The following is a 25,860-nucleotide window of genomic DNA, read 5'->3' as shown; positions in this document are numbered from 1 at the left end:
AAAATACTACTTTGATGAATGGAAGGAGAAAGAAAGTCCATGGCACGTGAATTCTCCTTGGAAAAAACCCGTAATATCGGAATCATGGCTCACATTGATGCTGGGAAAACAACAGCAACAGAGCGTATCCTTTATTACACGGGTCGTATCCATAAAATTGGTGAAACCCATGAAGGTGCTTCTCAAATGGACTGGATGTCACAGGAACAAGAGCGTGGTATTACTATCACCTCTGCTGCGACAACAGCCCAGTGGAAAAACCACCGTATCAATATTATCGACACTCCAGGACACGTAGACTTTACCGTAGAGGTAGAGCGTTCCCTGCGTGTGCTTGACGGAGCTGTTGCTGTATTGGATGCGCAGTCCGGCGTGGAGCCACAGACAGAAACTGTATGGCGCCAGGCAACTACCTATCATGTTCCACGTATTGTTTTTGTTAACAAGATGGACAAGGTAGGAGCGGATTTTATTTATTCCTTAAGCACACTGACAGATCGTCTCGGAGCGAATGCTCAGGCAATTCAGCTTCCGATCGGTGCTGAAGATGACTTTGAAGGAATTATCGATCTTATCGAAATGCAGGCTTACTACTACCTGGATGATCTCGGAACCCGCGCGGAAGCGCGTGAAATTCCGGAAGAATATCAGGCGCAGGCGCAGGAATACCGTCAGAAGCTGGTAGAAGCTGTATCAGAGCTTGATGAAGATCTTATGATGAAATACCTTGAAGAGGAAGAAATCACAAATGAAGAGCTCAAGCTGGCAATCCGTAAAGGAACGCTGAACGTTGAGTTTTATCCAGTACTCTGTGGTTCTGCCTTTAAAAACAAAGGTGTTCAGCTTATGATCGATGCTGTGCTCGACTATCTTCCATCTCCGTTGGATGTTCCTCCTATTAAAGGGAAATATCCGGATTCGGAAGAAGAGGAAGAGCGTCCGGCAGACGACAGCGGGAAGTTCTCTGCACTGGCCTTTAAAGTGGCCACAGACCCTTACGTTGGTAAACTTACTTTCTTCCGGGTGTACTCTGGTACACTTACTTCCGGGTCGTATGTCAAAAACTCCACCAAGGACAAGCGTGAACGTGTAGGCCGTATTCTTCAAATGCACGCAAACTCCCGTGAAGAAATTTCAACGGTGTATGCCGGTGATATTGCAGCGGGTGTCGGTTTGAAAGATACGAGTACCGGTGACACCCTTGTGGCAGAAAAAGACAACATCGTGCTTGAATCGATGGACTTCCCTGAACCGGTTATTTCCCTTTCTGTAGAGCCAAAATCGAAAGCGGACCATGACAAAATGAGTATCGCTCTCGGAAAGCTTGCAGAAGAGGATCCAACCTTCCAGACAGAAACAGACGAAGAAACCGGACAAACGATCATCAAAGGTATGGGTGAGCTTCACCTTGATATCATCGTTGACCGTTTGAAACGGGAATTCAAAGTAGAAGCAACTGTAGGTGCCCCTCAGGTATCCTATCGTGAAACTATCCGCCAGGAAGCTAACTGCGAAGGTAAATTCGTACGTCAGTCCGGTGGACGCGGTCAGTACGGGCACGTTTGGGTGAAATTTGAGCCAAACGAAGAAGGCGCCGGCTTTGAATTTGTAAATAAAATCGTCGGCGGTGTGGTACCTCGTGAATATGTACCTTCCGTGCAGTCCGGCATTGAAGAATCCCTTCAAAGCGGCATGCTTGCCGGTTATCCAGTAATCGACGTAAAAGCTACTCTTTTTGACGGTTCCTATCACGATGTCGACTCTAACGAGATGGCATTTAAAGTTGCTGCTTCCATGGCTCTGCGTGAAGCAAAGCAAAAATGTAAGCCGGTACTGCTTGAACCGTTAATGAAAGTAGATATCGTGGTTCCAGAAGAATACATGGGCGACGTCATGGGTGATGTAACATCCCGTCGTGGCCGTGTAGACGGTATGGAAGCACGGGGCAACTCTCAGGTTATCCGGTCGTTCGTACCGCTTGCTGAGATGTTTGGCTACGCCACGACCCTTCGTTCGAACACGCAGGGCCGCGGAACGTATTCCATGTTCTTCGATCATTACGAAGAAGTGCCAAAAAGTGTTTCTGAAGATGTTATCAAGCAGGCAACAGGACAGTAAAAATCCGGCGGCTTGATGATTGTATGCATGACCGATTTATTGTAAGCTAAGGTAGGGCGTTTACTGGTAGCAGCGCCCGCCTGGCTGCTATACAACATTAATTACCTGAAATAAAGGGAGGACAATTATAATGGCAAAAGAAAAATTCGACCGTTCGAAAACGCATGCGAACATTGGTACTATCGGTCACGTTGACCATGGTAAAACAACTTTGACTGCTGCGATCACAACGGTACTTCACAAAAAATATTCCCGCGGAACGGCTATGGCCTATGACGCAATCGACGGTGCACCTGAAGAGCGTGAGCGTGGAATTACGATCTCTACTGCACACGTAGAGTACGAAACAGATTCCCGTCACTATGCACACGTTGACTGCCCAGGTCACGCTGACTATGTTAAAAACATGATCACTGGTGCAGCTCAAATGGACGGAGCGATTCTCGTTGTGTCTGCAGCTGACGGCCCAATGCCTCAGACTCGTGAGCACATCCTACTTTCCCGTCAGGTTGGTGTACCATCCATCGTTGTTTTCTTGAACAAAGTTGACATGGTAGACGACGAAGAGCTTCTCGAACTCGTAGAAATGGAAGTTCGCGACCTCTTATCCGAATATGACTTCCCTGGTGACGATGTACCAATCATCAGCGGTTCTGCTCTGAAAGCCCTTGAAGGCGACGAAGAGTATGAAAACAAAATTCTTGAACTGATGGAAGCTGTAGACAACTACATTCCAACTCCAGACCGTGACAAAGACAAGCCGTTCATGATGCCAGTAGAGGACGTATTCTCTATCACAGGCCGTGGCACAGTTGCAACTGGCCGTGTTGAGCGTGGCGTTCTTAACGTTGGGGATGAAATTGAAATCATCGGTATCGATGAAGACTCCCGCAAATCCACGGTTACTGGTGTGGAAATGTTCCGTAAGCTTCTTGACTATGCAGAAGCTGGCGACAACATTGGTGCGCTTCTCCGCGGTGTTTCCCGCGATGACATCAAACGTGGTCAGGTTCTTGCAAAGCCAGGTTCGATTACTCCACACACTAACTTCAAAGCAGAAGTTTATGTACTTTCCAAAGACGAAGGTGGACGTCATACTCCATTCTTCTCTAACTACCGCCCACAGTTCTACTTCCGTACTACGGACGTAACTGGTATCATCCAGCTGCCTGAAGGCGTTGAGATGGTAATGCCTGGCGATAACGTAGAAATGACAGTTGAGCTTATCAACCCGATCGCTATCGAAGAAGGAACTAAGTTCTCTATTCGTGAAGGCGGCCGTACAGTTGGCGCCGGCGTTGTTTCCACTATCCAAAAATAATCATCCGGTTATTCTCCTCTAATGCTGAAAAGCATTAGAGGTTTTTTTGTTTCTTCCATATTAATAAAGGCTTTTACAATTAAATGAGAAAAAGGGTGAGATATATCGAGATTTTTTCGAAAAAACCCTTGCGTAAAAGGCGAACGATCACTATAATAGATGAAGTGTGACCATGGGAGACATAGAAATACTTCTATATCCACCCACGGTCAGGCGATGATGCGGAAGGTTGCTGACACACCCGGGTCCATTGCCATGACCAGGTGTGAGGAAATTTTCGCGGAGTATGTCTGTAAAATCGGACGAGAAGGAGGGCTTTTAATGGCAGCTAATGAAAAAATTCGTATTCGTTTAAAAGCGTATGATCACAGAGTGTTGGATCAATCCGCTGAAAAGATTGTAGACACGGCAAAACGTTCTGGTGCAGGTGTTTCTGGACCGATTCCATTGCCAACAGAGAAATCTGTTTATACAATTCTTCGTGCTACGCACAAATTTAAAGATGCTCGTGAGCAATTTGAAATGCGTACACATAAACGTTTAATCGACATTTTAACGCCAACGCCGCAAACGGTAGATTCGCTTATGCGTTTAGATTTACCGTCGGGTGTAGACATCGAAATCAAATTATAATAACAAATATATGAAAATCAAAATTTATTAGGAGGTGTGACTCATGGCCAAAGGAATCTTGGGTAAAAAACTCGGCATGACGCAACTGTTTAAAGAAAACGGCGAACTGCTTCCAGTTACGGTCATTGAAGCAGAACCAAACGTTGTGCTTCAAAAGAAAACTACTGAGTCCGATGGATACGAAGCTATTCAGCTAGGTTTCCACGACAAAAAAGAAGCACGCGTAATCAAACCGGAAAAAGGACATGCTGAGAAAGCAAACACGACCCCCAAGCGCTTCGTTAGAGAAATCCGCGGGACAAACCCAGAGGATTACGAGGTTGGTCAAGAGGTCAGTGTAGCAACATTTGCAGAAGGAGATATCGTAGACGTCACTGGAAAATCCAAAGGGAAAGGGTTCCAGGGTGCGATCAAGCGCCATAACCAATCCCGCGGACCAATGACGCACGGCTCCCGTTTCCACCGTGCCCCTGGTGCGATGGGTGTTATCGACCCTAACCACGTATTGAAAGGTAAAAAGCTCCCTGGACGTATGGGTAACAACACCGTTACAGTACAGAACCTGGAGATTGTTAAAGTAGATACCGAGCGTAACGTGCTTTTAGTTAAAGGCAACGTTCCTGGTGCGAAACGCAGCTATGTAACAGTACAGAACGCTGTGAAAGCAAACACTGAAAAAGCATAATAGAAAGGAGGGCGCAAGATGCCAACAGTAGATTTACTAAACCAAACCGGTTCCCGCGTAGGAGATATCGAATTAGCAGACACTGTTTTCGGTATTGAACCAAATGAGCACGTTTTGTATGACGCAGTAATTATGCAGCAAGCATCATTACGACAAGGAACGCACAAAGTAAAAAACCGTTCCGAACGCCGCGGCGGCGGACGTAAGCCATGGCGCCAAAAAGGCACAGGCCGGGCCCGTCAAGGTTCCATCCGCTCCCCGCAATGGGTGAAAGGTGGTATCGTGTTCGGTCCGACGCCAAGATCTTACGGCTACAAGCTTCCGAAAAAAGTTCGCCGTCTGGCGATCAAATCAGCACTTGCAAGCAAAGCACAGGAAAATGACCTTGTCGTGCTTGATGAGCTGAAGTTTGATGCTCCAAAAACGAAAGAGATGGTTAAAGTACTTTCTTCTCTTTCTATTGATACGAAGGTACTGATTGTTACTGGCAACGACGACGAAACTGTCGGTTTGTCCGCACGCAATCTTCCTAACGTAACATTCCTTACGGCAAGCAGTGTGAACGTCCTGGACGTTGTTAAACATGACAAATTGGTCATGACACAGGACGCCGTGAAGAAAGTAGAGGAGGTGTTCGCATAATGGAAGCACGTGACTTGATTAAAAAACCCGTTATTACAGAACGCTCCGCTGACTTGATGGATGAAAAGAAATACACGTTTGAAGTAGACGTGAAAGCTAATAAATTCCAAATCAAAAACGCGGTTGAAGAAATCTTTGATGTTCAGGTAGAAAAAGTAAATACAATGAACAAAAAGGGTAAATTCCGTCGTTTTGGCCGTCATGAAGGGTACAAGCCCAACCGTAAAAAAGCGATCGTGACGCTTACAGCAGATAGCGAAGATATTGAATTCTTCGAAGGTGCTTAATTAACAAATAGATACGAAGGAGGGTAATGAGCATGGCTATCCAAAAGTATAAACCGACCACAAACGGCCGCCGTCACATGTCGGTAAACAAGCACAGCGAAGTCACTTCAGAAACACCAGAACGTTCGCTGCTTGAACCGCTTCACAAAAAAGGCGGTCGTAATAATCAAGGTCGTATGACAAGTCGTCACCAGGGCGGCGGTCATAAACGTCAATACCGTGTTATTGACTTCAAACGTAATAAAAATGACGTACCAGGTAAAGTTGCTGAGATCGAGTACGACCCAAACCGTTCAGCAAACATCGCGCTTATCAACTACGTTGATGGCGAAAAACGGTACATCCTTGCTCCAAAAGGGTTGAAAATCGGTCAGGAAATCATGGCTGGTTCGAGTGCAGATATCAAGCTTGGTAATGCATTGGACCTTCGTGATATTCCGGTAGGTACTGTTATTCATAACATCGAATTAAAGCCGGGCCGCGGCGGACAACTCGTTCGTTCTGCTGGCGCAGAAGCCCAGGTTCTCGGTAAAGAAGGCAAGTACGTACTCGTGCGTCTTCGTTCCGGTGAAACCCGCCTGATCCTCGCTTCCTGCCGTGCAACTGTCGGACAGGTTGGAAACGTAGAGCATGAACTGGTGAACATCGGTAAAGCCGGACGTTCCCGTTGGTTAAACAAACGTCCACACGTTCGTGGTTCCGCAATGAACCCTAGCGATCACCCACACGGTGGTGGTGAAGGCCGTGCGCCAATCGGACGCGTTGCACCTGTATCCCCTTGGGGTCAGCCTGCAGTTGGCTATAAAACAAGAAAACGTAATAAAGATTCCAATAAATATATCGTACGGGGCCGTCGCCGTAAGAAAAAATAATAAAAAGATGAAGCTGCGGTTCTCCGGAATCGCAGGTTAATCGCGAAAGGAGGTTCTCTCATGGGTCGTAGTTTAAAAAAAGGACCTTTCGTCGACTTGCACTTGATGAATAAAATCGAGAGACTAAACGATTCGAACAATAAAGAAGTTATTCGTACCTGGTCACGCCGTTCCACAGTATTCCCGGAATTTGTCGGCCACACGATTGCAGTGTACGACGGACGCAAGCACGTACCTGTTTATGTATCTGAAGATATGGTAGGCCATAAGCTTGGTGAATTCGCACCAACGAGAACATTTAAAGGCCATAAAAATGACGATAGAAAAACGAAAAGATAAGACCTGAGGGGAGGTAAAGAAACATGGAAGCAAAAGCAGTAGCAAAGCAGATCCGTATAGCCCCCCGCAAGGCTCGTCTTGTGATAGACCTAGTCCGGGGAAGATCCGTCGGAGAAGCTATTGCCATCCTTAAGAACACGCCAAAATCGGCGTCTCCGATTGTTGAAAAAGTTATCAACTCTGCTATCGCCAACGCAGAGCACAACTATGAGATGGAACCAGAAAATCTTTACATCAGCCAAGCATTCGTAGACGAAGGAGTAACACTCAAACGTTTCCGCCCACGTGCAATGGGGCGCGCAAGCCGCATTAACAAACGTACGAGCCACATTACTGTAATCGTCGAAGAAAAAAAGGAGGGATAACGCGTGGGACAAAAAGTTAATCCTATCGGACTTCGTGTTGGAGTCATCCGTGATTGGGAATCAAAATGGTATTCGGAAAAAGAATACGCGACTTTGCTTCATGAAGACTACAGAGTGCGTCGTCACATCGAAACGAAGCTTGTTGATGCTTCTATTTCTACTGTGGAAATTGAACGTGCGGCAAACCGTGTAAACATTACGATCCATACTGCGAAACCAGGAATGGTTATCGGCCGCGGTGGGTCGGAAGTAGAAGCACTTCGTAAAGAATTGAATAACCTGACTAACAAACGAGTACACATTAATATCGCAGAAATTAAGCAGGCAGATATGGATGCTCGTCTCGTAGCGGCAAACATTGCCCGTCAGCTTGAAAACCGTATTTCCTTCCGTCGTGCAATGAAACAATCCATTCAGCGTACAATGCGCGCAGGAGCAAAAGGGATCCGGACAGAAGTGAACGGCCGCCTGGGTGGCGCAGACATCGCCCGCTCTGAAAGATACAGTGAAGGAACAGTACCTCTCCATACGTTGCGTGCAGATATTGATTACGGCACTGCAGAAGCAGATACAACGTACGGTAAACTGGGTGTAAAAATCTGGATTTATCGCGGGGAAGTCCTTCCAACGAAAGGAACGAACAAAGAGGAAGGAGGCAAATAATATGTTATTGCCAAAACGCGTAAAATATCGTCGCGAACACCGTGGCAAAATGAGAGGCCGTGCAAAAGGCGGCAAAGAAATCACTTTTGGCGAGTACGGACTGCAGGCAGTGGAAGCTTCCTGGATTACGAACCGTCAGATTGAATCTGCACGTATTGCTATGACTCGTTATATGAAACGTGGCGGTAAAGTCTGGATCAAAATCTTCCCGGACAAGCCATATACAGCAAAACCCCTCGAAGTCCGCATGGGTTCCGGTAAAGGTTCTCCTGAAGGCTGGGTAGCTGTCGTAAAACCAGGAAAAATCATGTTCGAAATTGCCGGGGTTAATGAAGAAATTGCCCGTGAGGCGTTGAGACTTGCAGCTCACAAGTTACCGATTAAAACGAAATTTGTGAAACGCGAAGAAGTGGGTGGTGAGGCAAATGAGAGCTAATGAATTGAGAGATCTAACCACAGTGGAAATCGAAGATCAAACAAAAAGCCTGAAAGAAGAACTTTTTAACCTTCGTTTTCAATTAGCGACCGGTCAGTTGGAAAATCCCGCCCGCATCCGTACTGTAAGAAAAGATATTGCACGTGCCAAAACCGTGTTGCGTGAACGTGAACTCGGGATGAACAAAGGCTAAAAGGAAAAGGAGGTTAAACCAATATGGCTGAAGAACGTAACAACCGTAAGGTTTATAGCGGCCGCGTGACATCTGATAAAATGGATAAAACGATTGCCGTTGTTGTTGAAACGTATAAAAAAGACCCGTTGTACGGCAAACGTGTCAGAGACTCCAAAAAGTTTAAAGCTCACGATGAAGAAAACACTGCAAAGGTTGGCGACATCGTCCAGATCATGGAAACCCGCCCACTGTCGAAAGACAAGCGTTTTCGTCTCGTGAAAGTAATCGAAGAATCAGTTATTCTTTAAATCGTTTTTAAAGAAAGGAGGTACCGTGACCTATGATCCAACAAGAATCACGCTTAAGAGTAGCGGATAACTCTGGTGCCCGCGAAGTACAGTGTATAAAAGTTTTAGGCGGTTCCGGCCGTAAAACTGCTAACATCGGTGATATGATTACATGCACTGTCAAACAAGCAACACCAGGGGGCGTTGTCAAAAAAGGCGAGATTGTTCAGGCAGTTATTGTACGTTCCCGCAGCGGCGTCCGCCGTCCAGACGGTTCTTACATTCGCTTTGACGAAAACGCAGCTGTAATCGTACGTACGGACAAAGGACCACGTGGAACACGTATCTTTGGCCCAGTAGCAAGAGAGCTTCGTGATGAGCAGTATATGAAAATTATCTCCCTTGCACCGGAAGTGCTGTAATACAAATATCATGCGAAGTCATGATGTCCCGTTAAGGAGGTGCGAAAATGGCCCAAAATAAGCTTCATGTTAAACAGGGTGAAAAAGTAAAAGTAATCAGCGGCAAGGATAAAGGCAAAGAAGGCGTTATCCTTAAAGCAATGCCTGCACAGGCACGTGTAATCGTCGAAGGTGTTAACATCGTGAAAAAACATGCGAAGCCTTCCCAGGAAAACCCACAAGGCGGTATCTTAAACCAAGAAGCTGCCATTCACGTATCAAACGTTATGCCGCTTGATCCGAAATCCGGCGAACCAACCCGTGTTGGTCACAAGGTAGAGAACGGCAAAAAAGTACGTGTCGCCAAAAAATCAGGTGAAGCCCTGAACTAAGTAAGACAAAGGACGAGAGGAGGTCACACGAATGAACGCTTTAAAAGAAAAGTATCAAACATCAATCGTACCGAGTCTGCACGAGAAATTCGACTACTCTTCTGTAATGGGAGTACCGAAGGTTGATAAAATTGTTATTAACATGGGTGTCGGTGAAGCAGTACAAAACCCTCGCTCATTGGATAAAGCAGTAGAAGAGCTGGAAGCAATCAGTGGGCAGAAGCCTTTGATTACAAAAGCAAAACGTTCTATTGCAGGATTTAAACTTCGTGAAGGTATGCCAATCGGTGCAAAGGTCACTTTGCGCGGAGCACGTATGTATGACTTCCTGGAGAAATTAATCCACGTCACGCTTCCACGTGTCCGTGACTTCCGCGGGGTGTCAAATAAAGCATTTGACGGCCGTGGCAACTACACACTCGGTGTGCGTGAACAATTGATCTTCCCGGAAATTTCCTACGATCAGGTAGAAAAAGTTCGCGGAATGGACATTGTTATCGTTACTACTGCTTCGACAGATGAAGAATCTTACGAACTGCTCGATCAAATGGGCATGCCGTTTCAAAAATAAATTATTCGCGTAAACGCCGGCAGGCGCCGGCGCACGACCCCGTAACTGGGAGGGAGGTATTCAAATGGTCATGACAGATCCGATTGCTGATATGCTTACTCGTATCCGCAACGCAAACATGGTGAACCACGAAAAAGTAGAATTTCCTGCATCGAACCTAAAAAAAGAAATCGCTGAAATCCTCAAGCTGGAAGGTTTCATCCGCGACGTTGAATATGTTGATGATAAAAAACAGGGAATGATCCGCTTATTCTTAAAAGCAGGTACGGAAAACAAGAAAGTCATTTCCGGTATCAAACGTATCAGTAAACCAGGTCTCCGTGTTTATGCAGGATCCAACGAGGTTCCTAAAGTGCTGGGCGGACTTGGTATCGCAGTAATTTCTACATCTAAAGGCGTTATGTCTGATAAAGAAGCAAGAAAACAAAACGTTGGCGGCGAAGTACTCGCATACGTTTGGTAATAAAATCGTTATAAAGAACGGAGGTGTGCAATATGTCTCGTATTGGCCTGAAACCAATCGAAATTCCAGAAGGCGTCACAATCGCTAAAGACGGAAATACAGTTACAGTTAAAGGACCAAAAGGTGAATTGAGCCGTGAGCTTCACCCGGTTATTACTGTGAACATTGGAGAGTCGGAAGTGACTTTTGAACGCCCTTCTGACAATAAAACGTACCGCTCGCTTCATGGTACGACCCGAAGCCTTGTAAACAACATGGTAGAAGGTGTAACAAAAGGGTACGAAAAGAACCTCGAGCTCGTCGGCGTAGGTTATCGTGCGCAGAAGACTGGCGAGAAGTTAGTGTTAAACGTTGGTTACTCCCACCCGGTAGAATTCGTTTCCGAGGAAGGAATCGACATCGAAGTACCTTCCAACACGAAAGTGACAGTCCGCGGTATTGATAAAGAACGCGTTGGTGCAGTCGCTTCCAACATTCGCTCTGTACGTCTTCCTGAACCTTACAAAGGTAAAGGAATCCGCTACGAAGGTGAAGAAGTTCGCCGCAAAGAAGGTAAAACGGGTAAATAATCGGTTAATTAACATCGCAACAAGCACGAAAGGAGGAACTGTACGATGGCTCAAGCAACAAGTTATGAAAAACGCAAGAAACGCCATATGAGTATCCGCCGTAAAATCAGCGGCACACCAGAACGTCCTCGTCTGAACGTTTTCCGTTCTGCAAAGCATATTTATGCGCAGCTGATTGACGACGAAGCAGGAGTGACTCTGGCAGCGGCATCGACAATGGAAAAAAATTCCGGAATCGAAAACGGCGGCAATAAAGAGGCAGCCCGTAAAATTGGGGAAACTCTCGCCAAGCGTGCTACAGAAAAAGGCTATGACACAGTCGTTTTTGACCGGGGTGGATTTGTTTATCACGGCAGGGTTCAAGAACTCGCTGAAGCAGCCCGCGAGAACGGACTAAAATTCTAAAAAGCAAGGGAGGGACAAGAATGCAAAGTATTGATCCGAATAAACTGGAACTTGAAGAACGTGTTGTAACCATCAACCGTGTCGCAAAAGTTGTAAAAGGTGGACGTAACTTCCGCTTTGCAGCACTCGTAGTAGTTGGAGACCGTAACGGCCATGTCGGCTTTGGCCAGGGAAAAGCTATTGAAGTACCAGAAGCAATCCGTAAAGCGGTAGAAAACGCTAAAAAGGACCTTGTGCAGATTCCGATCGTAGGAACAACTATTCCACACGAAATCACTGGTCACTTTGGCGCAGGCAATGTTTTATTGAAGCCTGCATCTGAAGGTACTGGAGTAATCGCTGGAGGACCGGTACGTGCCATCTTAGAGCTTGGCGGCGTACAGGACATTCTGTCGAAATCTCTTGGTTCCAACAATCCTATTAACATGGTTCGCGCTACTATCAACGGATTAACTTCTTTGAAAACAGCTGAAGAAGTAGCTAAATTGCGTGGTAAGAGCGTCGAAGAATTGTTAGGATAAGGGGGGAAAGCAAATGGCCAAACAATTGGAAATCACCCTTAGCCGCAGCATGATCGGACGTCCGGAAGAGCAGCGCGTAACAGTCCGTACACTTGGTTTGCATAAAATAAACCGTACGGTAGTAAAAGAAGACAATCCCGCAATCCGCGGTATGGTGAACAAAGTGTCTCACCTGCTGACGGTAAAAGAACTGGACCAATAAATCTCATTTCTAAATGACAGGGAGGTGGCAGCATGAAACTCCACGAACTTCAGCCTGCAAAAGGCAAAAACAAACAGCGTAACCGTGTGGGCCGCGGGCCGGCTTCCGGCAACGGCAAAACTTCCGGCCGTGGACAAAAAGGGCAGAATGCCCGTTCCGGCGGTGGTGTACGTCCAGGTTTTGAAGGTGGGCAGAACCCTATCTTCAAGCGTTTGCCAAAACGCGGCTTTACGAACATTAATCGTAAAGAATACGCTATTGTTAATGTGGAAACGCTCAACAGCTTCGACAATGGTACAACAGTAACTCCAGAAGCGTTGCTTGAAAAAGGCGTAATCAGCAAATACAAAGATGGCGTGAAAATTTTAGGCGACGGCAAGTTGGAGAAAGAGCTTCAGGTGCACGCGAACAAGTTCTCTGCTTCAGCAGTGCAAGCAATTGAGGCAGCAGGCGGAAAAACCGAGGTGGTCTAATGTTCCGCACGATTATCAACATGTTTCGTGTGAGTGACATTCGAAACAAGGTGTTGTTCACCTTAGCCATGTTGATTATATTTCGGATCGGAAGTTTTATTCCGGTGCCTGGGACAAACCGCCAGGTGCTAAATTTCTCTGATGAAGCAAGTGCATTTGGCTTTTTAAACACGTTTGGAGGCGGGGCGCTGTCGCAGTATTCGATATTTGCGATGGGCGTCATGCCATACATTACCGCTTCAATTGTGGTACAATTGCTTCGTATGGACGTTGTGCCTAAATTTTCGGAATGGGCAAAGCAGGGGGAAGCAGGAAGACGGAAACTGAATCAGTTTACCCGTTATTTCACTATTGTTCTTGCGTTTGTTCAGGGACTTGGGATGTCTGTTGGGTTTAACAACTATTTTCCAGGACTTATTCCGAACCCAAATGCTGCTAAATATATATTTATTGCGTTGATAATGACAGCCGGCACGGCTTTTTTAATGTGGCTTGGTGAGCAAATCACTGCAAAAGGTGTGGGGAACGGTATCTCTATCCTGATCTTTGCCGGTATTGCGGCGGGTATTCCTAATGGAATCAACCAAATTTATGCGACGCAGATCCAGGATGCTGGCGGAGAGTTATATATAGGCATTATCACTATAGCGCTTCTGGCAGTAGCAGTTCTTGCTATTATTGTAGGCGTCATTTTTGTACAGCAGGCGCTGCGCAAAATTCCTATTCAATATGCAAAACGAACTGTTGGACGGAGCCCGGTTGGCGGGCAGTCGACACATCTTCCTTTGAAAGTAAACGCTGCAGGGGTTATCCCGGTAATTTTTGCTTTGGCGTTATTTATTTTTCCGCCGACAGCAGCCAGCTTTATTGGGGAAGATAATGCGATTGCCAACTGGATTGTAAATAACTTTGATTATACGCAGCCTATAGGAATGGTCGTATATGCAGCTTTAATCATTGCGTTTACGTACTTCTATGCCTTTGTTCAGGTGAATCCGGAACAAATGACGGAAAACCTGAAAAAGCAGGGTGGCTACATTCCCGGCATACGCCCAGGGTTTGCCACTGAAAAGTACATCCGGCGGACGCTTTACAGACTTACATTCGTCGGAGCCCTGTTTTTAACCGTGGTTGCCATCATTCCAGTCTTTTTCATCACACAGATGGGTCTCCCACAGTCGATTCAAATTGGCGGTACAGGCCTTCTAATCGTTGTAGGGGTTGCTTTGGAAACGATGAAGCAAGTAGAAAGCCAGTTAGTTAAACGGAACTATCGCGGTTTCATTAAATAGAATTGGCCTCGAAGACGAAGCTCGCCTATGCCGCTTCCCTTCGGGTAAAATAGTCGTTGGAGGAGATAGCGTGAATCTGATATTGATGGGGCTGCCGGGTGCTGGAAAAGGCACGCAGGCTGCAACAATAAGTGAAGAATACAATATTCCCCACATTTCTACTGGGGATATGTTCCGCACAGCCATTAAAGAAGAGACCGAGCTTGGCAGACAGGCAAAGTCTTACATGGATGCTGGTGATTTAGTTCCAGACGAAGTCACAAACGGTATTGTTGAAGAACGTTTGCAGAAAGAAGACTGCCAAAACGGATTTTTGCTCGATGGTTTTCCTAGAACTCCGGCTCAGGCCGGGGCACTGGAAAAAATGCTGTCAGATATGGGCAGGCAGCTCGACTACGTACTGAACATTGATGTTCCAAAAGAAAAACTTGAAGAACGTCTTACCGGCCGTCGCGTTTCACCTTCTTCAGGCAGGACGTATCATGTGATTTACAACCCACCGAAGCAGGAAGGTATTGATGACGTAGACGGAAGTGAACTCGTTCAGCGCGATGATGATAAACCGGAGACGGTTAAGCGCCGTTTGGAAGTAAACATTGAACAGCAGCAGCCGCTGATTGATTTCTATGAAGAAAAAGGATATCTCCGCAACATCGATGGAGATCAGGATATAGATAAAGTATTTCATGACATTGAAGCACTCTTGAAAGACCTTCGTGCATGATTGTTTGTAAAACGGGTCGGAAACTCGTTATAATACGGGAAGTGCGATGCGGCAAAAGCGTTTCATAAGTGACGGGGAGCCCATCGGATGCGATCCGGGAACATGATGCAATACCATCATTTTAGGGGTACACTGAATTTGCCTAGAGCAAACACGTATACACCCTCTCCGATGGTTGGACAGCCCAGGCCGTGTAGTACGGCTTCAGGCTGCTAAATCCTAACGAAGCCTAAGGAAAAGAGGATGCATGCATGAAAGATTCGGAGTCAAGGCGACCCGATCTGGGACAAATCGTTCGAGTGACCCGGGGGCGCGAAGCTGGTCAGTACGCGGTAGTAATTGATGTGCTGGATGATAAGTTTCTTATGCTGGCGGACGGGGAAAGACGAAAGTTCGATCGGGGAAAGAAGAAAAACACGTCCCACGTAGAATTGCTTTCGTATATTTCGCCGGAAGTACAGTCGAGTTTGATAGAAACCGGCCGAGTGACTAACGCGAAAATCCGGCACGCTCTTTACACCTTTTTTGAACAAGAAGCCTTATTTGAAAAGGAGAATTAATTCATGGCTAAAGATGATGTTATTGAAATGGAAGGCACGGTGGTTGAGCCTCTTCCAAACGCTATGTTTCGTGTTGAGCTTGAAAATGGACACAAAATTTTAGCGCATGTTTCCGGTAAGATCCGTATGCACTTTATCCGGATTCTTCCTGGTGATAAAGTAACTGTAGAAATTTCACCGTACGACCTTTCCCGCGGACGTATTACGTACCGCTACAAATAGACCCGCAAGTTCATTCTTGAGCACTCTTACCAATGCATGGCTTACATGCAGTGAAGGAGGTAAATGGAAAATGAAAGTAAGAGCTTCCGTTAAAAAGATTTGTGACAATTGTAAAGTTATTCGCCGTAAAGGTTCGGTAATGGTAATTTGCTCGAACCCGAAGCATAAACAAAGACAAGGATAATAAAAAGGAGGTGCCCGCATGGCACGTGTTGCAGGAGTAGATATTCCTCGTGATAAGCGTATTGCTATTTCACTCACTTACGTATACGGCATCGGCAAATCGCTTGCAGTTCAGGTTCTGAACGAAGCTGACGTTGACCAGAACACCCGTGTGCGTGATTTAACAGAAGACGAGCTGGCCCGTATCCGTACGGCTATTGATAACAACCATACGGTAGAAGGGGATCTTCGCCGTGAAACTTCCCTCGACATCAAACGCTTGATGGAGATCGGAAGCTATCGTGGGATCCGTCATCGTCGTGGACTGCCGCTTCGCGGACAAAACACGAAGAACAATTCCCGTACCCGTAAAGGCCCGCGTCGTACAGTAGCAAACAAACGTAAATAATTTATTTATAAAGGAGGTTACCTATTATGGCAAAAGCAAAGTCGAACGCACCACGTAAACGCCGTCAGCGCAAGAATATAGAGTCGGGTGTGGCTCATATCCGCTCGACGTTTAACAACACGATTGTAAACATTACGGACGTGCAGGGGAACACACTTGCATGGGCAAGCGCTGGAGTGCTTGGTTTCAAAGGTTCCCGTAAATCCACTCCGTTCGCAGCTCAAATGACTGCGGAAACAGCAACAAAAGCTGCAATGGAACACGGATTGAAAAGCGTAGAAGTTACAGTGAAAGGTCCAGGTGCTGGACGTGAAGCTGCAATTCGTTCCCTTCAGGCAACCGGGGTAGAAGTTACGGTTATTCGTGATGTTACGCCAGTACCTCATAACGGGTGCCGCCCGCCAAAACGTCCACGTGCATAACTGAAAGCGAACATGACTATTGCAAAGGAGACAGGCTGGAAGGTGTGCTTTTGCATCCCGCTTTCCTGTTTTCCTTAATTTCCGGCACCGGCTGCCGGATGTACGACGTTTGAAGGAGGGTACGCAAACAAATGATCGAAATTGAAAAGCCTAACATTGAAGCGGTCGAAGTGAGCGAAGATGCCAAGTTTGGCAAATTTGTTGTTGAACCATTGGAACGTGGTTATGGTACTACCCTGGGAAATTCCCTGCGTCGTATTCTTTTATCCTCGTTACCGGGAGCAGCGGTTTCTACAGTTCAAATCGATGGGGTTCTTCACGAGTTTTCAACGATTGAAGGCGTACTTGAAGACGTAACGACCATTATTTTGAATTTGAAAAAGCTCGCTTTGAAGGTGTACTCTGATGATGAAAAAGTGCTTGAAGTGGATGTGCAGGGAGAAGGTACAATCTCTGCTCGGGATATTACACACGACAGCGACGTGGAAATCCTGAATCCGGATCTTCATATCGCTACCTTATCCAAAAACGCCAACCTGCATATGCGCCTTACCGCTCATCGCGGACGCGGCTATGTCCCGGCTGATGGAAACAACAGCGACGACCTTCCAATCGGTGTCATTCCCATTGATTCTATTTATACGCCGGTCGAGCGTGTGAATTACCAGGTGGAAAATACCCGCGTCGGGCAGATTACCAACTACGACAAGCTAACGTTGGATGTCTGGACAGACGGAAGCATCCGTCCCGAAGAGGCAGTATCTCTTGGTGCGAAGATCATGAATGAGCACTTGAATATCTTTATCGGTCTGACCGATCAGGCACAGAATGCGGAAATCATGGTGGAGAAAGAAGAAGACCAAAAAGAAAAAGTGCTTGAAATGACAATTGAAGAGCTTGATCTTTCGGTCCGTTCCTATAACTGCCTGAAACGCGCAGGCATCAATACTGTGCAGGAGCTGACGCAAAAGTCAGAGGAAGATATGATGAAAGTCCGCAACCTTGGACGCAAATCGCTGGAAGAAGTTCAGGAAAAGCTCGGTGAACTCGGACTCGGCTTGCGCGAAGAGGACTAATCATAAATATTTTTTGACCAAAGGAGGGAATTGTAATGCCATACTCAAAGCTTGGACGCGACACATCGGCAAGAAAAGCGCTCTTTCGTGATTTGACTACCGACCTTATTATTAACGGCCGGATTGAAACAACTCACGCAAAAGCGAAGGAAGTACAGCCGATCGCAGAAAAAATTATTACTCTCGGAAAACGTGGAGATTTGCACGCCCGCCGTCAGGCAGCTGCATTTGTTCGCAAGGAAACAGCTAACGAAGAAGGCCAGGATGCTGTTCAGAAGCTGTTCTCTGAAATCGGTCCTCGTTACGAAGACCGTCAAGGCGGGTACACGCGCGTACTGAAACTCGGACCGCGTCGTGGGGACGCTGCTGAAATGGCTATCATCGAACTTGTATAAACGGGAAGCCCTCGTTTATACATTTCTTTCATTTGCAAATGAAGGTTACATGTAAAAGAGGCAGGACGATGTCTGTAAAGACTGCGTCTTGCTTTTTTTCTATGCAAAAATCGTACATTAAAGGGAGGGGAGAGGGCATGGCGATTATTGAGCTCCGGGATCTTGAATACCAATACGAGGAGAGCGGCGAGAAGGTGTTGAAAGGATTAAATAAAAAGATTCACCAGGGGGAATGGCTTTCAATTATAGGAGCCAACGGTTCGGGGAAATCGACCCTCTCCCGTCTCTTTAACGGCCTGTCCCAGCCAACCGGAGGATCCGTTCTTGTGCTGGGTAAAAAAACAACAGAGGAGGAGTCTCTGCAAATGATCCGGCGGGAAGTGGGCATGGTTTTCCAGAACCCGGAGCATCAGTTTGTGGCACCGACAGTGCGTGATGACATTGCTTTTGGAATGGAAAACGCCGGAATTCCGCGCGAAGTGATGCTTGAACGCATTGATGAGGTCAGCCGCTGGGTAAACATTGAACATATTTTACATATGGAGCCCCACCGTCTGTCCGGAGGCCAGAAGCAACGGGCAGCGATAGCCGGAATTCTTGCTTTGCGTCCGCAGGTGATGGTGTTTGATGAATCCACCTCGATGCTTGATCCGAACGGCAGAAAAGAAATTTTGGAAACAATGAACCGGCTGTGCCGCGAATCGGGCATCACCATCGTATCGATTACTCATTATCTCGAAGAAGCCTTCATGTCCGACCGTATTTGGTTCATGAAAGCAGGACAAATCGAAAAAGATGTAACCACAGCGAGCATTCTGGACCAGCTGGAGTGGATGGAGGCAGAAGGGATGCCTCTTCCGTATAAATATCAGCTTTACCGGGAAGCAAAGAAGCGGGGGATCGACATACGAACACTCCGTACAATGGTTGAAGGAGAGTAGCAGCATGGAGGTAAATTTTCAAAACGTAAGCCATGTGTACATGAAAAAAACACCATTTGAAACGCTGGCACTTAAAAATATAAACGCCCGCTTCCGCTCTTCTTCCGTGACGGCTGTCATTGGGCGTACCGGCTCCGGGAAATCGACACTTGTACAGCATATCAACGGCCTGCTGAAGCCTTCCGCCGGTGTAGTGACGGTAGGGGAGCACCAGCTGGAATCCAGAACAAAACGAAAAATGGTCAAAACGGTGCGGAGTCATGTAGGGATGGTGTTTCAGTATCCCGAGCACCAGCTGTTCGAGGAAACCGTCGAAAAAGATTTATTATTTGGGCCGAAAAACAAGGGAATGGATGTTGCAGAGATACAAAAAAAGCTTCCGGAATTGCTGCAGCAGGTGGGACTCAGTGAAACACTGCTGGAGCGCTCGCCGTTCGAGCTGAGCGGGGGACAGATGCGGCGGGTAGCAATAGCTGGGGTGCTTGCCACCAGCCCGGACATTCTTATCCTGGACGAACCGACCGCCGGGCTCGACCCCCAGGGGCAAAAAGAAATTTTGGAGTTATTTATGGACTGGCAGCGTGCGTATCAGCCGACTACGATTATGATTACGCATCAGATGGAGGAGGCGGCCGCATTTGCTGAGTACATGTATGTGATGGAGGATGCAGAGATCAGGATGCAGGGAGAGCCGGAAGCCATTTATGCCCAACGGGAAAAGCTGCAGGAAATGGATCTGGATATCCCGGAGCAGGTACAGGTGCTTCAGCAGATTGAACGGGACAGCGGCATCCGCTTCCCGCACTATAAGCTTTCTCCAACAGAAGCTGCCGATTACTGGGAGCATGCGGTTCAGAACGGGGAGGTGCCGCATGTTTGAAAATGTCATAATCGGTCAGTACCTGCCAGGGCGCTCCTTTCTTCATCATATGGATCCCCGGGCGAAGATTGCTGCCGTATTATTTTTGATTATCGCGGTTTTTCTCGTGAACAGCTGGAATGGCTACGCGCTTTTCGGAGCGGCAGCGATAGCCGTTTATTTTCTCTCAGGCGTTCCGTTTCGGTATATTCGCAAAGGCATGTTTCCGGTATTCATTTTAGTAATATTGACTTTCTTTCTGCATGCATTTTTCACAAGGGAAGGGGAGGTGCTATTCTCAATCGGCATGTTTTCTTTTTATGAGGAAGGCTTCCGCCAGGGACTGTTTATTTCTCTTCGTCTGCTGCTGCTCGTATACTTTACGTCGCTCTTAACGCTGACAACGAGTCCGATTGATCTTACAGATGCATTGGAGCAGATGTTTTCCCCGCTCGAGCGCTTTAAGTTTCCCGCCTATGACGTGGCGATGATGATGTCTATTGCGATCCGGTTTATTCCTACACTGCTTCAGGAAACAGAAAAAATCATTAAAGCCCAGACGGCCCGCGGCGCTGATTTTAACAAAGGCTCTATGCGGGATAGGATGCAGGCATTTGTCTCCCTTCTGGTGCCGTTATTTGTACGTGCCTTCCGCCGGGCGGAAGACTTGGCCTATGCGATGGAGGCCCGCGGCTATAATGGAGGAGAAGGACGGACCAAGCTTCGTCTGCTTGTGTGGGGATGGAGAGATACCCTGTGCTGTGTCCTGATCGCAGCATTTGGAATTGTTTTATTGTTTTTACGTCAGTAAACGAAAGGAGAAGAGCCCGATGCCGAGAGTGAAAGCAACGGTGGCGTATGATGGTACATTTTTTGAGGGCTGGCAGGTGCAGCCGGGACGCCGGACTGTTCAGAGAGAAATCGAGGAGGCACTGCAGAAAATGCATAAAGGTGTCTACGTGCCCGTTCATGCTTCTGGAAGGACAGATTCAGGCGTGCATGCAAAAGGCCAGGTCTTTCATTTTGATTCTCCGCTGCAGCTGCCGGAGCACAAATGGGGAAAGGCTCTCGAATCGTTCCTGCCAAAAGATATCTATGTCTGGCACTCCGCTTATGCCGATGAGGATTTTCATGCACGTTTTGATGCGGTGGAAAAAGAGTACCGGTACTGTGTGCTGCTGCGTAAGGAGCGGGATGTATTCCGGCGGAATCATGCCTTTTATTATCCGTATCCTACGGACGTTGAAGCTGTGAAGAAGGCCGTCCGCTACCTTGAAGGGGAGCACGACTTTTCCTCCTTTTGCGCTGCCAACACCGACGTGAAGGAAAAAACCCGTACGGTATACAAAGCAGATGTTACGCTCGACGGGGAAGAGCTGTGGTTTACGTTCCGCGGCTCAGGCTTTTTGTATAATATGATTCGTATTGCTGTAGGGACGCTGCTTGAAATAGGGAAGGGAAACCGTTCCCCTGAAGAAATGAAAGCCATTATTGAAGCGAAGGAGCGGGCAGCTGCAGGCAATACCGCTCCCGGCCACGGGCTGTACCTTTGGAAGGTAAACTACTGACAGAGAAGTATCTTTGAAAAGAACGGACTTAAAACATAGTATTGGATAGGAAATTAAGGGAGCTGAGGTCATGACGTTTGTGAGTTTTCTTTTCGTGCTTGTTTTTGCTGCTGTCCATGCGGCGGTTAAATTTGTGGGCCGTATATCCAATGCGAGTCGCCGTAAGCTGATTTCGGTCTCCGGTGGAGTGGCAATCGCTTACGTGTTTTCTATTACGCTGCCGAATTTGAGCACTTCTCAAAAGCAGATCGACAGCCAGACCAGCACTGGTTTTTTAGAAACAGTCAATAATGATGCCTACCTGGTGGCCATGGCTGGGCTGCTTTTAACCTATGCGCTGGAAAAGGTGGCTCATTCATTTCATAGAGAAGACAGCGTCAGAGATCGTCTTCGGAGCGGGAACCTCTACTTTTTAATCCCGCTTATATTTTATACATTATTTAATGTTGTCGTGGGCTACCTGCTGCTTCACGGGCAAATGGGAACAACAAAGGAAACTATCTTTTATTTCGCTGCCCTTTCGGTATACCTGTTAACCTCAGATATCAGCATGCGCTCCATCAATCATCGTCTCTTTGATAAATTTGGCCGTTGGCTTTTAGTAGCTGGAGTTTTAGCAGGCTGGCTCTTCGGATTGACCGTTGATTTAAAGGACGAGTGGGTCTCAATTATCTATGCGTTTATTTCCGGGGGTATTATTTATCAAGTAATGCAGGAGGAAATACCTCAGCACCGGAAGAGTACTTTCCGGTATTTTGCCGTGGGCTGTGCACTGTACACAGTACTCTGGCTGGCTGTCCGTTAATGGTTTTTAAGGTCAGCTGAAAGCGTTTAGGCCCCGAAGAAAATTGATTACAAAAAAACAACGTTTCCTGGTGTTTTAACATTGACATTTGGCCCCTATTATTATACGATGTTATTTGGCATTTCACGTCCCACTGCCCCGGGATACGGAATGATGAGCGTAAATAAGACAAGTGATCGATGATATAATCGGCAGAGAATTGATTTAGGAGGGAAACAACTATGCGTACGACATACATGGCTAAGCCAGGCGACGTAAAACGCAAATGGTACGTAGTAGACGCACAAGGCCAGACACTCGGACGTCTTGCCAGTGAAGTCGCTGCAATCCTTCGCGGTAAAACAAAGCCACAATACACCCCGCACATCGACGTTGGGGATAACGTGATTATTGTTAATGCAGAAAAAATCCACTTGACCGGGAAAAAGCTTTCTCAAAAGTATTATCACCGTCACAGCGGTTATCCGGGTGGACTGAGATCTACACGCGCAGACGACATGCGCCGTGAGAAACCAGAAAAAATGCTCGAAATTGCTATTAAAGGCATGCTTCCGAAAAATACTCTTGGCCGTGAGCAAGGCAAGAAGCTATTTGTATACGAAGGCCCAGAGCACAATCACCAGGCACAACAACCAGAAGAACTGCAACTGCGCGGTTAAAATAAAAGGAGGGACTACATTTGGCACAAGTACAATATTACGGTACTGGACGCCGGAAAAACTCATCGGCTAGAGTTTTTCTTGAGCCAGGCGATGGAAAAATCACTGTAAACGACCGTGAACTCGACGAGTATTTCAATCTTGAAACATTGAAGCTTGTTGTAAAGCAGCCACTCGCTGCTACAGGCACGGAAGGTTCTTATGACATTAAAGTAACTGTAAGAGGCGGCGGCTTCACCGGCCAGGCTGGTGCTATCCGTCACGGAGTAGCGCGCGCTCTCCTGAAAGTAGACCCGGATTTCCGTCCTACTCTGAAATCTGAAGGCTACCTGACTCGTGACGCACGTATGAAAGAACGTAAAAAATACGGTCTCAAATCAGCACGTCGTGCGCCACAGTTCTCGAAGCGTTAATTCATCTCTTCATCCAAAAACTCCTTCTGCATTCAGCAGAGGGAGTTTTCTTTTTATCTGGTTTGCTTATGTGTAAAGAAAAAACGCCGGGTTTTAGTTGTAAACGTTTGAAATCTGCTTCTTAAAAACGGTATGCTAGATAAGGAATGTTTCCAATAGTTACAGCTATAGTCTAGAGAAGGAAGGTGTGCAATGTGATTACAGAAGAACAGGTGCGCGAAGCACTTCAGTCCATAGAAGATCCTGATCTGGGCAAGCCGATCGTTGAAACCGGCGGTATCCGCAGTATCAGTGTGAAAGATGACAGCAAGGTGCGTTTAAAAATAGCATTGGCTAAGACTGGTACTCCTGAACAAATGCAGATGCAGCAGCAGGTAGTGGATACGCTCAAAGAAGCCGGGGCCGACTCAGTGGGACTCCGCTTTGAAACTCTTGAACCCGAAGAAGTAGAAAAAGCCGGAGGGTTAAAAGGAGAAGAAGGACCGAAAATTTTATCTGAGGACAACAAAACTCAGTTTATTACCATTGCAAGCGGTAAAGGCGGAGTCGGTAAATCTACAGTTACAGTGAACACAGCTGTGGCGCTTGCCCGTGCCGGAAAAAAGGTAGGTATTATCGACGCAGACATATACGGCTTCAGTGTACCGGATATGATGGGCATTGAAGAACGCCCGAAGGTACAGGATGAGCGGATTTATCCGGTAGAGCGTTTCGGCGTTAAAGTCATTTCGATGGGATTCTTTGTGGAGGATAACGCTCCGGTAGTCTGGAGAGGCCCAATGCTTGGAAAAATGCTGAATAACTTCTTTAATGAAGTGGAGTGGGGCGACCTTGATTACCTGCTGTTGGATCTTCCGCCGGGAACAGGGGACGTGGCACTCGATGTTCACACTACCCTGCCGGAAAGCCAGGAAATCATCGTTACTACGCCGCATCCGACGGCGGCATTTGTGGCTGCCCGTGCCGGAGCAATGGCGATTAAAACCAATCACCGTGTATTGGGGATTATTGAAAACATGGCTTATTATGAAAGCCGCAGCGGTGAGAAGGAATACGTCTTCGGCGAGGGCGGAGCAGACCGTCTGGCTGACGAGTTAAAGGTTGGCATTCTCAGCCGCATTCCATTGGGTCAGCCGCTTGAAGACGACAGTGTGTTCGCCCCATCTGTTTATCAGCCGGAGCACCCGATCGGTGAGCTCTATGATGAATTGGCGTCAACGATTATGAATAAAGTACCGAGTGAATAGCATCCAATAAACAGAAGCCGCCCGCAGATATCTGCGGGCGGCTTCTTGCTATTTGTTGTATTGAATGAGCTCTTCCATCGGCTGCTGAAGAGATGGCACAGTATAAATATATTTGGAGGGAGAATCAGCTAAAGGGCTGATATGAATACCTTCAATTCCAAGCAGAACGCCGGGCATCACATCATTCATTAAGTTATCCCCGATGACCATCGTTTCCTGAGGACTGACCCGGTACTCTTCCAATAATTGTTCGTAATGATCCTTCGTTTCTGCCGGTTTGTTTGCAGAAGTAATCCTGGTGTAGGGAGGAAGCAGATCATGCAGGTTTAACTGCTGTAAAATGGATTCTGCGTCTTCATCGTCGCTATTGGTGACTAACACCATCTGCTTTCCATTAGATTGAAGCCACTGCAGCCCCGATCGAAGCGAAGGAGTCTGGGAAAGCTGGAAGGCTTCAGATGACATATATGTTTTTGTTTCCACGTATGCGGCATAGGCTTCTTCTTTCGAAACACCGAAATGCCTGGCAGTAGCATGGGGAGTCCACCACCCGTCCCCGATAGCTATTTTTTTGTCAAAGTCAAAAGAAAGGTTCTTATACTCTCCGGCCCACACAGAAGGTTCCATTTCTTTCCCGCTCCAATTGACGACTCTTACTGGCTGGGCGGTGACCGGGTCGAGATAGAGGATACGGTCGTTCTCTGCATCATACGCTGTGCCTATCTGCAGAGCCCGCTCGCCGTTTTGAACAGCTTCGTACTCGGAGAAAAATGCAGGTCTCTCTTTTTCTGCGATAAAGGCAGCCAGCCGTTCAGCGTAATAATCAAAGTGTTCAGTATCCTCATATAGAGTACCATCGAGGTCGAAAATCAATAACTCTTTATCATTCCAGTGGATATCGGCCAACGGTCAATTCTCTCCTTTCTTCCATTACATACCACTAGAATAGCATAAAATACGAAGCAGTTAGTAATCAGAATAAAAAGAAAAGACCTATAAGAGGCTAACGGAAGCAATAGATAATTACACATTACTTTATTTATACATTTTTTTAAAAGAAATTATAAAAAGTTGTTGACCGCTTAGAGCCACGGTGATATATTTATACATGCGCTTCCGAGAGAGGCGGAAAAACAACAGCCGGAAATAATAAATTTCATAAAAGTTGTTGACTTTCATTTACCTACTTGGTATGATATTAATTGTCGCTTTGAGCGGCAGATCGTTCTTTGAAAAGGAAAGACAAGCCAGAGCCCCAAAGAAAAGAATCAAATTTAGGGCATTTC

The 25,860-nt window shown here is 46.8% G+C and carries 40 protein-coding genes; 39 read left to right on the top strand and 1 reads right to left on the bottom strand.

The features are described 5' to 3' along the window. The first annotated feature begins 39 nt into the window (after positions 1-39). The 39 genes from fusA to Q0757_RS14675 all read left to right on the top strand — a co-directional run bounded on the left by fusA (position 40) and on the right by Q0757_RS14675 (position 24,574). The gene (fusA, locus tag Q0757_RS14865) at positions 40-2,118 is read left to right on the top strand and encodes an elongation factor G (protein ID WP_298788726.1); all 2,079 of its coding nucleotides are present in this window, start codon (positions 40-42) and stop codon (positions 2,116-2,118) included. A gap of 130 nt (positions 2,119-2,248) precedes the next feature. Then, on the top strand, positions 2,249-3,439 hold the full coding sequence (tuf, locus tag Q0757_RS14860; RefSeq protein ID WP_022794466.1) for an elongation factor Tu: 1,191 nt from the start codon (positions 2,249-2,251) through the stop codon (positions 3,437-3,439). A gap of 321 nt (positions 3,440-3,760) precedes the next feature. Continuing rightward, positions 3,761-4,072, top strand: a complete 312-nt coding sequence (gene rpsJ, locus Q0757_RS14855) for a 30S ribosomal protein S10 (protein WP_027847395.1) — start codon at positions 3,761-3,763, stop codon at positions 4,070-4,072. A gap of 43 nt (positions 4,073-4,115) precedes the next feature. After that, the gene (rplC, locus tag Q0757_RS14850; protein ID WP_022794468.1) at positions 4,116-4,757 is read left to right on the top strand and encodes a 50S ribosomal protein L3; all 642 of its coding nucleotides are present in this window, start codon (positions 4,116-4,118) and stop codon (positions 4,755-4,757) included. Between the two features lie 18 nt (positions 4,758-4,775). Next, positions 4,776-5,399, top strand: a complete 624-nt coding sequence (gene rplD, locus Q0757_RS14845) for a 50S ribosomal protein L4 (RefSeq protein WP_022794469.1) — start codon at positions 4,776-4,778, stop codon at positions 5,397-5,399. Beyond that, positions 5,399-5,686 (top strand): 50S ribosomal protein L23, encoded by a 288-nt coding sequence (rplW, locus tag Q0757_RS14840; RefSeq protein ID WP_022794470.1) that lies wholly within the window; start codon positions 5,399-5,401, stop codon positions 5,684-5,686. Before rplD ends, rplW begins: the two co-directional genes overlap by 1 nt. A 32-nt stretch (positions 5,687-5,718) precedes the next feature. Beyond that, the gene (rplB, locus tag Q0757_RS14835) at positions 5,719-6,558 is read left to right on the top strand and encodes a 50S ribosomal protein L2 (protein ID WP_022794471.1); all 840 of its coding nucleotides are present in this window, start codon (positions 5,719-5,721) and stop codon (positions 6,556-6,558) included. Positions 6,559-6,618: 60 nt separating this feature from the next. Continuing rightward, complete coding sequence (rpsS, locus tag Q0757_RS14830) at positions 6,619-6,897, top strand: 30S ribosomal protein S19 (RefSeq protein ID WP_022794472.1); 279 nt, start codon at positions 6,619-6,621, stop codon at positions 6,895-6,897. A gap of 23 nt (positions 6,898-6,920) precedes the next feature. Next, positions 6,921-7,262: a 50S ribosomal protein L22 gene (gene rplV, locus Q0757_RS14825; RefSeq protein WP_022794473.1), complete on the top strand. Its 342-nt coding sequence runs from the start codon at positions 6,921-6,923 to the stop codon at positions 7,260-7,262. 3 nt (positions 7,263-7,265) lie between these two features. Continuing rightward, positions 7,266-7,925 carry a 30S ribosomal protein S3 gene (gene rpsC, locus Q0757_RS14820; protein WP_091616712.1) on the top strand — a complete coding sequence of 220 codons (660 nt, stop codon included), beginning with the start codon at positions 7,266-7,268 and terminating at the stop codon, positions 7,923-7,925. Position 7,926: 1 nt separating this feature from the next. Then, a complete protein-coding gene (rplP, locus tag Q0757_RS14815; RefSeq protein WP_022794475.1) occupies positions 7,927-8,361 on the top strand; it encodes a 50S ribosomal protein L16 in 435 nt (144 codons plus the stop codon). Beyond that, complete coding sequence (gene rpmC / locus Q0757_RS14810) at positions 8,351-8,554, top strand: 50S ribosomal protein L29 (protein WP_091616711.1); 204 nt, start codon at positions 8,351-8,353, stop codon at positions 8,552-8,554. The genes rplP and rpmC overlap by 11 nt, the downstream gene beginning before the upstream one ends. 23 nt (positions 8,555-8,577) lie before the next feature. Next, on the top strand, positions 8,578-8,844 hold the full coding sequence (gene rpsQ, locus Q0757_RS14805) for a 30S ribosomal protein S17 (RefSeq protein ID WP_091616709.1): 267 nt from the start codon (positions 8,578-8,580) through the stop codon (positions 8,842-8,844). 32 nt (positions 8,845-8,876) lie between these two features. Continuing rightward, positions 8,877-9,245 carry a 50S ribosomal protein L14 gene (rplN, locus tag Q0757_RS14800; protein ID WP_022794478.1) on the top strand — a complete coding sequence of 123 codons (369 nt, stop codon included), beginning with the start codon at positions 8,877-8,879 and terminating at the stop codon, positions 9,243-9,245. 47 nt (positions 9,246-9,292) lie between these two features. Next, positions 9,293-9,616, top strand: a complete 324-nt coding sequence (rplX, locus tag Q0757_RS14795) for a 50S ribosomal protein L24 (protein WP_298788709.1) — start codon at positions 9,293-9,295, stop codon at positions 9,614-9,616. Between the two features lie 31 nt (positions 9,617-9,647). Next, entirely contained in the window at positions 9,648-10,187 is a 540-nt protein-coding gene (rplE, locus tag Q0757_RS14790) for a 50S ribosomal protein L5 (RefSeq protein WP_022794480.1), read from the top strand. Between the two features lie 64 nt (positions 10,188-10,251). Next, positions 10,252-10,650 (top strand): 30S ribosomal protein S8, encoded by a 399-nt coding sequence (gene rpsH / locus Q0757_RS14785; protein ID WP_022794481.1) that lies wholly within the window; start codon positions 10,252-10,254, stop codon positions 10,648-10,650. 32 nt (positions 10,651-10,682) lie between these two features. Continuing rightward, a complete protein-coding gene (rplF, locus tag Q0757_RS14780; protein WP_298788704.1) occupies positions 10,683-11,219 on the top strand; it encodes a 50S ribosomal protein L6 in 537 nt (178 codons plus the stop codon). A gap of 45 nt (positions 11,220-11,264) precedes the next feature. Continuing rightward, on the top strand, positions 11,265-11,624 hold the full coding sequence (gene rplR / locus Q0757_RS14775) for a 50S ribosomal protein L18 (RefSeq protein ID WP_298788702.1): 360 nt from the start codon (positions 11,265-11,267) through the stop codon (positions 11,622-11,624). Positions 11,625-11,644: 20 nt separating this feature from the next. Then, positions 11,645-12,145, top strand: coding sequence for a 30S ribosomal protein S5 (gene rpsE / locus Q0757_RS14770; RefSeq protein ID WP_022794484.1), 501 nt, complete (start codon positions 11,645-11,647; stop codon positions 12,143-12,145). Positions 12,146-12,158: 13 nt separating this feature from the next. Continuing rightward, on the top strand, positions 12,159-12,347 hold the full coding sequence (gene rpmD, locus Q0757_RS14765; RefSeq protein WP_298788699.1) for a 50S ribosomal protein L30: 189 nt from the start codon (positions 12,159-12,161) through the stop codon (positions 12,345-12,347). Between the two features lie 32 nt (positions 12,348-12,379). Further along, positions 12,380-12,820 (top strand): 50S ribosomal protein L15, encoded by a 441-nt coding sequence (gene rplO / locus Q0757_RS14760; protein WP_298788697.1) that lies wholly within the window; start codon positions 12,380-12,382, stop codon positions 12,818-12,820. Further along, positions 12,820-14,112, top strand: a complete 1,293-nt coding sequence (gene secY, locus Q0757_RS14755) for a preprotein translocase subunit SecY (RefSeq protein WP_298788695.1) — start codon at positions 12,820-12,822, stop codon at positions 14,110-14,112. The genes rplO and secY overlap by 1 nt, the downstream gene beginning before the upstream one ends. Positions 14,113-14,182: 70 nt before the next feature. Continuing rightward, positions 14,183-14,836: an adenylate kinase gene (locus tag Q0757_RS14750; RefSeq protein WP_298788693.1), complete on the top strand. Its 654-nt coding sequence runs from the start codon at positions 14,183-14,185 to the stop codon at positions 14,834-14,836. Positions 14,837-15,087: 251 nt separating this feature from the next. Continuing rightward, positions 15,088-15,396 carry a KOW domain-containing RNA-binding protein gene (locus tag Q0757_RS14745; protein WP_022794489.1) on the top strand — a complete coding sequence of 103 codons (309 nt, stop codon included), beginning with the start codon at positions 15,088-15,090 and terminating at the stop codon, positions 15,394-15,396. Positions 15,397-15,399: 3 nt separating this feature from the next. Beyond that, positions 15,400-15,618, top strand: coding sequence for a translation initiation factor IF-1 (infA, locus tag Q0757_RS14740; RefSeq protein ID WP_022794490.1), 219 nt, complete (start codon positions 15,400-15,402; stop codon positions 15,616-15,618). A gap of 70 nt (positions 15,619-15,688) precedes the next feature. Further along, positions 15,689-15,802 carry a 50S ribosomal protein L36 gene (gene rpmJ / locus Q0757_RS14735; RefSeq protein WP_084687350.1) on the top strand — a complete coding sequence of 38 codons (114 nt, stop codon included), beginning with the start codon at positions 15,689-15,691 and terminating at the stop codon, positions 15,800-15,802. 18 nt (positions 15,803-15,820) lie between these two features. Beyond that, positions 15,821-16,189: a 30S ribosomal protein S13 gene (gene rpsM, locus Q0757_RS14730; protein ID WP_022794491.1), complete on the top strand. Its 369-nt coding sequence runs from the start codon at positions 15,821-15,823 to the stop codon at positions 16,187-16,189. A 26-nt stretch (positions 16,190-16,215) separates the two neighbouring features. After that, positions 16,216-16,611, top strand: a complete 396-nt coding sequence (gene rpsK, locus Q0757_RS14725) for a 30S ribosomal protein S11 (RefSeq protein WP_022794492.1) — start codon at positions 16,216-16,218, stop codon at positions 16,609-16,611. 131 nt (positions 16,612-16,742) lie between these two features. Further along, positions 16,743-17,687, top strand: coding sequence for a DNA-directed RNA polymerase subunit alpha (locus tag Q0757_RS14720; RefSeq protein WP_298788682.1), 945 nt, complete (start codon positions 16,743-16,745; stop codon positions 17,685-17,687). Positions 17,688-17,722: 35 nt separating this feature from the next. Beyond that, on the top strand, positions 17,723-18,082 hold the full coding sequence (rplQ, locus tag Q0757_RS14715) for a 50S ribosomal protein L17 (protein WP_022794495.1): 360 nt from the start codon (positions 17,723-17,725) through the stop codon (positions 18,080-18,082). Positions 18,083-18,219: 137 nt separating this feature from the next. Further along, positions 18,220-19,023 (top strand): energy-coupling factor transporter ATPase, encoded by an 804-nt coding sequence (locus Q0757_RS14710; protein WP_298788679.1) that lies wholly within the window; start codon positions 18,220-18,222, stop codon positions 19,021-19,023. Positions 19,024-19,027: 4 nt separating this feature from the next. Beyond that, the gene (locus Q0757_RS14705) at positions 19,028-19,903 is read left to right on the top strand and encodes an energy-coupling factor transporter ATPase (RefSeq protein WP_298788677.1); all 876 of its coding nucleotides are present in this window, start codon (positions 19,028-19,030) and stop codon (positions 19,901-19,903) included. Beyond that, entirely contained in the window at positions 19,896-20,693 is a 798-nt protein-coding gene (locus Q0757_RS14700) for an energy-coupling factor transporter transmembrane protein EcfT (protein ID WP_298788675.1), read from the top strand. Before Q0757_RS14705 ends, Q0757_RS14700 begins: the two co-directional genes overlap by 8 nt. Before the next feature lie 19 nt (positions 20,694-20,712). Beyond that, positions 20,713-21,450, top strand: coding sequence for a tRNA pseudouridine(38-40) synthase TruA (gene truA, locus Q0757_RS14695; RefSeq protein ID WP_298788673.1), 738 nt, complete (start codon positions 20,713-20,715; stop codon positions 21,448-21,450). A 70-nt stretch (positions 21,451-21,520) separates the two neighbouring features. Beyond that, on the top strand, positions 21,521-22,255 hold the full coding sequence (locus Q0757_RS14690) for a hypothetical protein (RefSeq protein ID WP_298788670.1): 735 nt from the start codon (positions 21,521-21,523) through the stop codon (positions 22,253-22,255). A gap of 221 nt (positions 22,256-22,476) precedes the next feature. Then, the gene (gene rplM, locus Q0757_RS14685) at positions 22,477-22,914 is read left to right on the top strand and encodes a 50S ribosomal protein L13 (RefSeq protein WP_022794500.1); all 438 of its coding nucleotides are present in this window, start codon (positions 22,477-22,479) and stop codon (positions 22,912-22,914) included. A gap of 20 nt (positions 22,915-22,934) precedes the next feature. Further along, positions 22,935-23,327, top strand: a complete 393-nt coding sequence (rpsI, locus tag Q0757_RS14680) for a 30S ribosomal protein S9 (RefSeq protein WP_091616686.1) — start codon at positions 22,935-22,937, stop codon at positions 23,325-23,327. A 194-nt stretch (positions 23,328-23,521) separates the two neighbouring features. Next, positions 23,522-24,574 carry a P-loop NTPase gene (locus Q0757_RS14675; protein ID WP_298788665.1) on the top strand — a complete coding sequence of 351 codons (1,053 nt, stop codon included), beginning with the start codon at positions 23,522-23,524 and terminating at the stop codon, positions 24,572-24,574. A 48-nt stretch (positions 24,575-24,622) separates the two neighbouring features. Here Q0757_RS14675 and Q0757_RS14670 read toward each other — a convergent pair whose 3' ends face one another. Next, positions 24,623-25,480, bottom strand: a complete 858-nt coding sequence (locus tag Q0757_RS14670; RefSeq protein ID WP_298788663.1) for an HAD family hydrolase — start codon at positions 25,478-25,480, stop codon at positions 24,623-24,625. Positions 25,481-25,860 lie beyond the last annotated feature (380 nt).

The organism is uncultured Marinococcus sp., from assembly GCF_947493875.1.
Classification (GTDB): Bacteria; Bacillota; Bacilli; order Bacillales; family Marinococcaceae; genus Marinococcus.
This window is presented reverse-complemented; position numbering and strand designations above follow the sequence as displayed.